The following is a 9,544-nucleotide window of genomic DNA, read 5'->3' as shown; positions in this document are numbered from 1 at the left end:
CTGGTGTCGGATTACAGCCTGACCATGCTGATGGTCACGCACCAAATGGGCTTCGCCCGCGACATCGCCGATCGTGTCTGCTTCTTCTTCGGCGGCAGGATCGAGGAGCAGGGCACGCCAGAACAGCTGTTCGGAAACCCGCAGCGCAAACGCACCCAACAGTTCCTCAGCGCCGTCAAGGAAGCGGTCTGATTTAAGACCGGTTCCGGCGGGCACGCCCCAGCCATTTGTCGATCTTTCATCGGCCCCGTCTTGCTGGAGCGGTATATTTCAGCAGTATCGAAGCAGTGCACAGGACGTTTCACCAATGGTGCGGTTTTGAGCGAAAACTTGCTCCCATCGCCCTTATGTTTGCTAGGCCTTCCAAGGGTGCAAGCCGAACGCCCGCCTCTGCCGGATGGTCCCAAAACTTTGAAAGGTTCGTGGGCGGCAACCTAAATCAGACGCCACGTCGGTTTTCGACATTAAAGGATGTTTCGAATGAGCCATGCCCTGACCCCAGTTTCGTCGACCGACTGGTCAATGCTGTCGCTTGCGAACGTCGATCCTTTCCCGAGCTATGATGAACTCCGTAAGCGCGGGCCATTGGTTTGGGATCCGGGCATGAACTGCTGGCTGGCAGTAAGCTACGACGCCTGCAAGATCATAGAAACTGATGAAGACAGTTTTCCGACGATGTACGCCGGCGCCAATGCGAAGACCCTCGAAATCGATGGGGGCGCAACGGGGCTTACGGTTTTGACGGGTGAGAAACACGCAGCCATGCGCCGGGTGTATCTCAAACTGCTTAGTCCCAGTGCTATGGCACAATATCGCGTTGATCACGTGCTGCCTGTTGTCAATGATGCCATAGACCGGTTTCAGGAAAGAGGAAAAGCCGAGCTCGTTACTGAGTACGCGCAGGCCATCCCGGAGCGGGTGATGGCTTCGATGTTTGGACTCCCGTGGAAAGATGACGCGCTCGTCAAGCACATTGCAGAGTGGCACAAGGACATTGTGGCCTGGCTTGGCATGAAAGTTGCCGACGGCGAATTGATGCGGAAGGCACAACACGCTTCAGATAAGCTGAACGAACTCTTCTTACCCCTCGTACTTGAGCGAAAAGACAAGCGCGGAGACGACTTCATAAGTCTGCTCTGGTCCCAGGGCGAGAAGGATTATCCCGGTTTCGGAGTAGAGGAGGCTCTGCATAACACTCGAGGTTCTGCCATTGGCGCCGGAGAAACGACGGCTAACGCCATTGCCAACGGGGTCTACCTCTATCTAACAAATTCCGAAGCGAGGCAGGCAATCACGAACGACGAGGGTGTAGCCCTCAACGCATTTGTGGAAGAAACATTGCGTCTGTTGGGATCCGTTCAGTGGCGCTTTCGGCTTGCGAGCCGAGATGTGTCGGTCTTGGGCGTGACTTTGAGGAAAGGTGACGCGATTTGTAATCTGCATGCGGCCGCCAACCGGGACCCGCATCACTACAGTTGTCCTCATGCTTTGGACCTCAACAGAAAGGCACCGACAGACCATCTCGCATTGAATGTTGGGCCGCGACTCTGCGCAGGCATGCATCTCGCTAGACTCTTGATGCGGGAAGGCATGAAGGCTCTAATCGAACGGGTTCCTGAGCTGCGGCTCGATCCTTCGGCGGAGCCACCGAGCTTTAGGAACTATTCCCACCGTTCCTACGGGCCACTGAACGTTCTATTTTGAGGGAACCACGGTGAAAATAGTCGTATACGACCAAGGCGGAGCTCGGGTCGAAATCGGAGACGTGTCGGGCAAAACTCTTATGAGCGCGATCCGCGACGCAGGCCTTAACATCACGGCCCAGTGTGGGGGCTGTGCGTCATGCGCAACATGTCACGTCTATGTGCAAGATGATTGGAGCGGCCGGCTTCAGCCAGTCAGCGACGTTGAGGATGCCATGCTGGACGTCGCCAAGGAGAGGCAGGAGAACTCTCGCCTCTCGTGCCGGATTAAGCTGACCGAGGATCTCGATGGTTTGACTGTAAGGCTGGCGCCCGGTTCCGGGTTCTAACGCAACCTGGCGCATTCAGCGCCACATTTGCAACGATCGAACGTCGGCGAAAGAACGCGCTATGCGAAAGAGTCTGTTGATAGTCGGCGGTTCATACGCCGCATCCGAGCTTGCGTGTCAGGCCCGCGCGAGTGGCTATGCGGAAGAGATCGTAATTGTTAGCGACGAAGATGACCCTCCATATCATAGACCGCCACTTTCCAAGTCCTATCTGAAGGACGCTAGCGAGGAGCTCATGCCCCTAAGGGCGGAAGCTTTCTACCGGGATAGGGCCATTGAGGTAGAGCTGAGCACTAGAGTGGTCTCGGTCGATGGACATGAGAATCGTGCGACGCTTTCGAACGGCATTGTCGTCACATTCGACACTCTCGCCCTGGCAACCGGCGCCAGTGCGCGCACGCTGCCCGGCCTCGATATTTGCCCCGGCAACGTGCACTACGTTCGAAATGTTGCCGATGCCCGAAAACTCCGTTCGGCTATCTCTGACGCGGAAAACGTGGTGATCATCGGAGCCGGATTCATCGGTCTCGAAGTCGCATCGGCCATTGTTCGGCAAAACAGACACGTGACGGTAGTGGAAGCTGCCGACCGTGTTCTAGCTCGCGCCGTCTCCCCGGAACTTTCGAAATTGCTGTCGGCAATTCATGCCCAAAACGGGGTGGACTTAGTCACTTCGCGGAAGGTGCGTCCTGTCATTGGGCCCGGCGGGCTTATCAATCGTGTCGAGATGGAAGATGGCTCGATACTTAAAGCAGATATCGTCGTTGTTGGAGTCGGGTCTCAGGCGAATCTCGAGCTCGCGCAGCAGCTCGAGTTGCATGTGGCAAACGGGATCATTGTCGACGATAGGTCGCGAACATCCAGAAGCAATGTATTTGCGGCGGGCGACTGCGCCACCTTCACTGGCCCGTTTAACCAGGCGGGGATCCGCCTTGAATCGGTGCAGAACGCGATCGATCAGGCCCGAATAGCTGGCAACGCGATAGCTGGTGGGGACAAGGTCTACCGTGCAGTTCCTTGGTTCTGGTCCGATCAGTACGAGTCAAAAATCCAGATTGCGGGTCTGTATAGCGGGGCGACTGATTCCGAATCGCGGCATGGAGAGAACTCGGATCTTTCTGTATTTCATTTCCGAGAAGACGCCTGCGTCTGCGTTGAAAGTGTCAATCGGCCCCGCGACCACATGGCGGCGCGCCGCCTTCTTGCGAGCAGCGAAGCGATTACTAGGCGGAGTCTCCGAGACGTCGATTTCAATATTTCGGCGCTCCTAAAGGCTTAGACGTCCGCATTGTAGAGGGCAGCATCGTGGTTACCACAGCCGAGTCAGAGCTACATGATGAAATATTTTCTGTCGAAAGCGTAGCGGTGGGCGTACCTGCTTGTAGTGAAGCTGAGTGCTTGGCATGCGGTAATGGCCTGTGGATCGAAAGTTGATGGAATAGGCGACTGCATCCGCCACTGGTCATGCGGATTGTCCGAAGAGACCCCAATGGCCGTGTTCTATATTCATGGGGATCGCTTGTGGTTTGGAGAACCGACCGGCTACGAGGACAATAGCGCCGCCAGGCAAAAAGCCTACGCGAGTGCGGCAGCAGCTTCGCTCGGGGTGCCATTCATCAAAATCGCCCGACCGGGTCTTTACGGATCGTCAGGCAAACACAGCGCGGCCCGTCAGATGCGCGAGATGCAGTTGGTTGCAGGGGCTGTCCGGCAGCTTATCGCACGCCGCAATATCCAGCGCTACGGATTTGCGGGACAGTCCGGTGGCGGCAGTGTGGCCAGTTACTTGCTTACACAATTCCCCGATGTGGAATGCGTCGCATTTTCAGCCGCTTGCCTGTCCTTGGATGGGCTACGCAGGGGTAGCCCGGAACGCAGTGGGTACGACGGCTCAGAGGATATTTACAATCCCGTGGCGCATCTGTCCAAGGTCGCAAAAAATCCCGGCCGTCGTTTGTTCGTGATTGGCGACGAAAAGGACAAGTCAGCGCTGTCGCTGTTTTTGAACCTCGAGGACTACTATCAGGCGGCGAGGGCGCTAGGGCATGATGTGACCCTCTTTCGAACCGAAGGACTCGGCAACAATCATATTCTGGATGCCACGGGCCAGCACGTGGTGGCATGGGCCTTGAAGGGACTGTCGACCGAACAGATCGAAAAGAAAATCGCCACGAAAGAGATCGTTGGTTAAACAACGTGGAGGTCCGCAAGACAATCTGCCACAGTTTGGAATGCCAGCGGCGAGTTAGTCGGCCGTCAACAATCGGAGGGATCATGCTTCGAGTTCCTTCGGCTGACTTTGCAGGCCGGCGGCGAGAAGCCACAAAAGAGCCTCCGCCATCGAGCAAATGACCTTTCGACAAGTTTGCGACAGATTCCTTTGCGTACTATAACCCTCACAGCCGCGATCACCAGGCGGCGCGTTCCGTGTGGTTGACATCATCGCCTGGATCGCAATTCAGGTCGAGCTACGTGCTACCCGAATTGCGAGCCCGACGAAGCACCTTATCAGAGCTTACGCCTTTCGAAGCCATGCATTCGGAGCGCAAGTAACATTAATTCCGAACGCGTCAGTGTAGTAGGTATCTATCAAGAATCCTGACTGTTCGATCAATTTAAATCCATTGATGATCTCTTCATTTGTTTTCGCTGGGCCGTCTTCTATTACGTAATAATCCCCTGATGTCATGAAGTTGTTTAGATGAGAAAATACCGAAAAAATGTTGACGTTAACGTCGTCGATCACAAGCCACGGATGGGGTAGCCTCTTCGGCAAATTTTCATCGAAGTTAGCGACGTCAGAAATGTCAACTTGATGAAAGGTCAGCAATGGATGCTTTTTTTGCGTTTTCGTGAATACATTTCGTATATAAATCAAAAGAGTGAACTTCGCCGGGTATATCACAGAGCACCGACATGTTATCAGCAAACCATAGTCCGCTGCCACCCTGATATGATCCGAGTTCTAGAATTGTTCTTGGCTGAAGTTCCCAAATGAGCCGTGGATATAAAGCGAGGTCAAAAGGAAGCTTGAGAAGTATCAGCCCTTTATAAGTCTTTGCTAGGGCTCCAGCTTTTGTGGAGCGCTTGTCAGCACTCCATGGGAAGATAGTCTGCATCCATGCCCGACCGGACGGCTTTGCAAAGCGGTCAGAATGATCAGCATTCAGGACGTTGCTAATGGCGTCACACATTCCCGGCCAGTCAGGAAGGAACTCTTGCCACCCCTGATCAAGAAGTCCGCCTGGTTTTATCTGATCGGGATAGTTCTCGTGGGCGGCGTCCCAAAAGGCCTTGTACCCGGAAGTAAGTTTCATAGGTCTCTGCTTATCGCGTCTGCCTCCTTATCCCCGCAATCGGCGTGCCACTCGCGGAATGAGATGCGCATTCGCTTCAACGAGAGTAAGAACGTAGCGCTGCCTGCATGCCCGCTGGAATGAGTCGGCGCGTTTGTCGGGTTCGGGACATCAGCGTCATCGATCAGGCATGAAGTATGAAAATGGTGGCAGCTTAAGGCGATCGCCTCACATGCTGATTTCGAAAGGATAATGCGTCCGATGGCAATCTCAACCATCGAGACGCTCGGCATTTGCGCCACAGGACGCCATCAACGATTTAGCCATCTCGTAGGGCTGAGAAAATGTGGCTATACGTGCTGGAGCGAATTCTCCTAGCGATTATCACCGTGACCGCGGGGATGCTTCTGTTTCTGATGATCCAGCTGCGGTTCTGCTGTAAGACCGTATGTCCGCCTCTGGCGATGAGGTGGCTCGCCCTACACTGCGCGTCCGAGGGTTGCTCGGGCGATCCGAGCCGATCCTCATCATAGGAGGACGAGCCGTGGCAGATTATAGGGAAGCATTTGTCGGAATCGGGTCGCGAAGCTGAGGAACGCCATCGCGATTGCGGAAGGGGGCCGGGAGGGAGAGGTTCGCTTCTTCGCCGAAGTCGACGCATCGGCCGCAGGCATGCGACGGGTCATTCAGCAGATCGTATTCATGGTGATTTCCGACATGAAGTGTTCAGCAGAGACTTGTCGCCGACATTGTCTTGATCAGCTGCCTTATACAATATACAATTGAGCTGATCCTGGTCTCGATCTTTGGGCCGCCGCTGGCGCTATGCCGCTCAGGTGCTACTCTGCCATGCAGCGCAATTCGGTGCTCTATCAAGCGGGGACCATTCGCGACATCGCTCGCCGGGTCGCCGGCTGGACGCGCTCGTCAAATGCCCGCTCTATGCTCTATCAGGCTATCAGGCTATCAGGCTGCCGCCGCTCTCAAGCAACGTCAACGTCAGCGCGGCCGCAAGATCTACAGCCTGCACGCGCACGAGGTGGAATGCATCGGCAAGGGCGAGACGCATGCGCCCTATGAGTTCGGGGTGAAGGTGTCGGTGGCCACGCTGAAGCGCTCAAAGGGCGGTCGGTTCGCCCTGCATGCAAAGCGCTGCCCGGCAATCTCAATGATGGCCACACGCTCGCGAGCGTCATCCCCGACGCGGAAAAGGCCATCAGTGCAACGAGATCAGTCGCATCCGCGCCGAAGCCGGCTATCGCGTACGTGTTTCGGTAATTCCCGGACAGCCTTGGAGTTGGAGTGCCATTTCGGCAAAATGCCGGACACTGTCATTTGCTCTAAGGCCTATGAGGATTCATCTGGAATTGATGACTGCAGCGGCGAGATGGATCATTGCAGCGAAGCGTTGATCGTCCTTGTCGGCTCGCATGGCGATGCGCTTGAACTCCTTGAGCTTGCAGAAGAGAGCGGTTACCCTTGAAGCTTAGGTCTGCTCAGTTGGCACAAGCTTTGCTCTCATCCATTTGGAGCCGGAAAGAGCTACCTACCACATTCAGGTGGTGGGCGAGACATTCATTCCTGCTTCATCAGAGGCTTACAACTGACGCCGAATGGACCTAGCATGCATGCGAAGCTGGAAACCTTATCTCCTTTTGATCGAGCTCGCGTCGCCCACTTAAAGCTCGCGCCCGAACAAGAACAGTTTGTCGACCCGTTGGATGTTGTTTTCTCCGAGCTCCAAGGCAACGCGCGCCCGCACCTGGAGCACCCATTCTCAGTCGTTGTCCGCGACCAGGTCGTTGGCTTCTTTGTCCTGCGTGAAAAAGCAGCCTTGCCTGAATGGGCCCCGCCGGGCGTGATTACCTTGCATAGCTTTCGCGTGGGCCGAGGATACCAAGGTAACGGATATGGAAAAGCGACGGCTGGACTTATCTTTCGATGGATTTCTACAAACCGCCCATCTGTCGGGCGCCTCATGCTTGCAGTTGAGCGACATAATTTGATGGTTAGACATTTTTATCTAACGTCTGGGTTTTGTGACACTGGCGCTACTTACTACGACAAAAATTTTGGATTGCAAAATATCTTTGAACGCGTGATAGATCCCGTCTGAATTTTTGACTATTGTGACTTCCTTTGTCGGCTCTTGGCTGAGCATCGAAGCGCTCAAGTCGTTCATGCTATACCCGTTCACACCCTCCAACTGACCCCTACCTTGAGTGTGAAGCGGGGAAGCTGAAGTCGAGAGTAGCGATGGCTAAAGCGGGATTGGAGCAGCCACCTTAACCTTTTCCATCATGACGAAAGTTCGGAAGCTCTTCACGTTTCCCTTCTTGAAAAATAATTGGCGTGTCAGAGATGTATACTCGTCCATATCTCTGGTATTAATGATAAGGATGAAGTCTGCCTCTCCGGTAACGTGGTAGCATTGCTGCACCTGAGGGCAGTCTGGAACAAGATCGAGCACCGCCTGTTCTGTCACATCACTCAGAATTGGCGGGCCGACCGCACGAAAGCTGCCTGGCGGTGGTCGAGTTGATCGGCGCGACCACGACCAGGACCGGCCTCAAGGTGACTGCGTCCCTCGACACGCGCACCTACGAAAAGGGCCTCAATCGTGTAGGCCTCCGCAATTCCAAGGGGCTCGACGTAACGAAATGCTCCTGGGCGATGAACGTCGCCAAGCGGCGCAGCCAGCAGAAAGCCATCGTTGCACTCGCCCGCCAAGGCGGTGATCATGCATCGCATCACGAGCTACGACCCACAGTTCCGCTAAACCAGGACGCAAATCATGCCGGTCGCCTAATCGCGTGCAGGCGTTGCAACAGATCTTTCAAAGAACTTCACAGACTCTTAGCAACTCCGGACCGCTGGGAGTGGTAAGCAACGACCTAATTTGGTTTGAAGGCTGCGGCTTCTGCGGAGATCGCCAGATGGCAAATTCAGTGCAACGAGTATCCAGTCTCTCCATATGACTTTATGCTGAACAATGATGACACTGGTCAGTCGCCTACGGACGGCAGCGCATCTTGATCGCCTTCGAATCCTGGGCCTTTGCGCGCATGCAGACCTAACTGTCTGCGAGCTGGCAGACATTTTGGATCTACGTCGCGATCGCGTTGTGCGACATGTCCGGCTACTTGCCAGAGCGGACTTTCTTTGCTGCAACGAACAACGCCCGTGGCGATCCTATCATGTCAAAGCAGGAGGCAAGGACGGCGGTCTGATCCAATTGCTAGTCGATCTCCTGCCCCACTGCGATGGCCATCATGAACGAGACCTAAAACGACTCGAAGCGATACGAGACGAGCAGCCGAAGCGGGCAGCCTGCTTGATCGCGAAATAGATCGATCCAGTTGGAGCGAGAACCCACGATGGACAACTCCGCCGATCTCGCCATCGCGCAGCCCGACACTTACGGACGCTCTTCCTTAGCCGCGGTTGATAGCCGTGTTCACGAACTGCTTCAGAGACAACAGCGACAGAAGCGCACGACGCTCAAACTAATCGCTTCTGAAAACTTTGCCTCATCGTCAGTTCTGGAAGCGACCGGGTCGATTTTCACAAACAAGTATGCCGAGGGGTACCCGGGTGCGCGCTACTACGCGGGAAACGAGATCGTCGATGAGCTTGAGAACCTCGCCATTGAGCGCTTGAATAACCTATTTGGCAGCGAACACGCCAACGTCCAGCCCTATTCCGGCTCGCCGGCCAATCAGGCTGTCTATCGCGCGCTTTTGAAGCCCTGCGCCAAAGTCATGGGCTTAGCACTTCCGGAAGGGGGGCATCTAACCCACGGTTGGGCCATCAACTTTTCCGGAACAGACTATCGACGCGTTCCCTATGGGCTGCACGAAAAAACGCAGCAAATTGACTATGACCGCTTGCGCGAGACAGCTAAGCGGGAACGGCCGCGGCTCATTTGGATGGGTGGAACCGCTTATCCGCGTGTCTTTGACTACGCGGCAATGGCAGAAATTGCTCTGGAGGTGAACTCCTATCTCGTGGCCGACATCGCGCACATTAGCGGCCTGGTTGCCGCAGGAGCGCATCCCAATCCCGTAGCATATTGCGACGTCGTCAGCAGCACGTCTCATAAGTCAATACGGGGGCCGCGCGGGGGCTTCATTCTGTCAAGAAATGAAGATCGCTATCAAGCGGCGTATCATCCAAACAGCAAAGTCAATCTCGCCAAGCGAATAGATCGGGCGGT

6 protein-coding genes and 7 pseudogenes are annotated in these 9,544 nt (G+C 55.1%); 10 read left to right on the top strand and 3 right to left on the bottom strand.

All coding sequences use genetic code 11. The features are described from left to right. The 5 genes and pseudogenes from AC0YKC_RS33580 to AC0YKC_RS33560 form a co-directional block, all read left to right on the top strand. A pseudogene (locus AC0YKC_RS33580) lies at positions 1 to 192 on the top strand (ectoine/hydroxyectoine ABC transporter ATP-binding protein EhuA); the annotation flags it as partial. Between the two features lie 288 nt (positions 193 to 480). Further along, on the top strand, positions 481 to 1,704 hold the full coding sequence (locus AC0YKC_RS33575) for a cytochrome P450 (protein ID WP_488514190.1): 1,224 nt from the start codon (positions 481 to 483) through the stop codon (positions 1,702 to 1,704). A 10-nt stretch (positions 1,705 to 1,714) separates the two neighbouring features. Continuing rightward, complete coding sequence (locus AC0YKC_RS33570; protein WP_488514189.1) at positions 1,715 to 2,032, top strand: 2Fe-2S iron-sulfur cluster-binding protein; 318 nt, start codon at positions 1,715 to 1,717, stop codon at positions 2,030 to 2,032. A 61-nt stretch (positions 2,033 to 2,093) separates the two neighbouring features. Then, positions 2,094 to 3,311, top strand: a complete 1,218-nt coding sequence (locus AC0YKC_RS33565; RefSeq protein ID WP_488514188.1) for an NAD(P)/FAD-dependent oxidoreductase — start codon at positions 2,094 to 2,096, stop codon at positions 3,309 to 3,311. A gap of 210 nt (positions 3,312 to 3,521) precedes the next feature. Next, the gene (locus tag AC0YKC_RS33560) at positions 3,522 to 4,223 is read left to right on the top strand and encodes an alpha/beta hydrolase family protein (protein ID WP_488514187.1); all 702 of its coding nucleotides are present in this window, start codon (positions 3,522 to 3,524) and stop codon (positions 4,221 to 4,223) included. A 616-nt stretch (positions 4,224 to 4,839) separates the two neighbouring features. Here the strand turns inward: AC0YKC_RS33560 and AC0YKC_RS33555 are convergent. Continuing rightward, a complete protein-coding gene (locus AC0YKC_RS33555; RefSeq protein ID WP_488514186.1) occupies positions 4,840 to 5,349 on the bottom strand; it encodes a CmcI family methyltransferase in 510 nt (169 codons plus the stop codon). 427 nt (positions 5,350 to 5,776) lie between these two features. Between AC0YKC_RS33555 and AC0YKC_RS33550 the strand changes: the two are divergent. Both AC0YKC_RS33550 and AC0YKC_RS33545 read left to right on the top strand, forming a co-directional pair. Next, positions 5,777 to 6,024 (top strand): annotated as a pseudogene (locus AC0YKC_RS33550) (IS110 family transposase); the annotation flags it as partial. 268 nt (positions 6,025 to 6,292) lie between these two features. Next, positions 6,293 to 6,590, top strand: a pseudogene (locus AC0YKC_RS33545) (IS5/IS1182 family transposase); the annotation flags it as partial. A gap of 95 nt (positions 6,591 to 6,685) precedes the next feature. On the opposite strand, the pseudogene AC0YKC_RS33540 reads toward AC0YKC_RS33545, so the two are convergent. Beyond that, positions 6,686 to 6,793: pseudogene (locus AC0YKC_RS33540) on the bottom strand (transposase); the annotation flags it as partial. A gap of 159 nt (positions 6,794 to 6,952) precedes the next feature. On the opposite strand from AC0YKC_RS33540, the gene AC0YKC_RS33535 reads away from it, so the two are divergent. Continuing rightward, positions 6,953 to 7,444: a GNAT family N-acetyltransferase gene (locus AC0YKC_RS33535; RefSeq protein ID WP_488514185.1), complete on the top strand. Its 492-nt coding sequence runs from the start codon at positions 6,953 to 6,955 to the stop codon at positions 7,442 to 7,444. A gap of 144 nt (positions 7,445 to 7,588) precedes the next feature. Here the strand turns inward: AC0YKC_RS33535 and AC0YKC_RS33530 are convergent. Further along, positions 7,589 to 7,774, bottom strand: a pseudogene (locus AC0YKC_RS33530) (Lrp/AsnC ligand binding domain-containing protein); the annotation flags it as partial. A 6-nt stretch (positions 7,775 to 7,780) separates the two neighbouring features. Here AC0YKC_RS33530 and AC0YKC_RS33525 point away from each other — a divergent pair. Continuing rightward, positions 7,781 to 8,214 (top strand): annotated as a pseudogene (locus tag AC0YKC_RS33525) (ISAzo13-like element transposase-related protein); the annotation flags it as partial. Positions 8,215 to 8,705: 491 nt separating this feature from the next. Then, positions 8,706 to 9,544 (top strand): annotated as a pseudogene (gene glyA, locus AC0YKC_RS33520) (serine hydroxymethyltransferase); the annotation flags it as partial.

Source organism: Mesorhizobium sp. CNPSo 4661 (genome assembly GCF_057784215.1).
This window is presented reverse-complemented; position numbering and strand designations above follow the sequence as displayed.

What these genes read in the sequence shown, in the direction of transcription:
- AC0YKC_RS33575 (WP_488514190.1), top strand. Translation starts at nt 481, where the DNA reads ATGAGCCATGCCCTGACCCCAGTTTCGTCGACCGACTGGTCAATGCTG.
- AC0YKC_RS33565 (WP_488514188.1), top strand. Translation starts at nt 2,094, where the DNA reads ATGCGAAAGAGTCTGTTGATAGTCGGCGGTTCATACGCCGCATCCGAG.
- AC0YKC_RS33560 (WP_488514187.1), top strand. Translation starts at nt 3,522, where the DNA reads ATGGCCGTGTTCTATATTCATGGGGATCGCTTGTGGTTTGGAGAACCG.
- AC0YKC_RS33555 (WP_488514186.1), bottom strand. Translation starts at nt 5,349, where the DNA reads ATGAAACTTACTTCCGGGTACAAGGCCTTTTGGGACGCCGCCCACGAG.
- AC0YKC_RS33535 (WP_488514185.1), top strand. Translation starts at nt 6,953, where the DNA reads ATGCATGCGAAGCTGGAAACCTTATCTCCTTTTGATCGAGCTCGCGTC.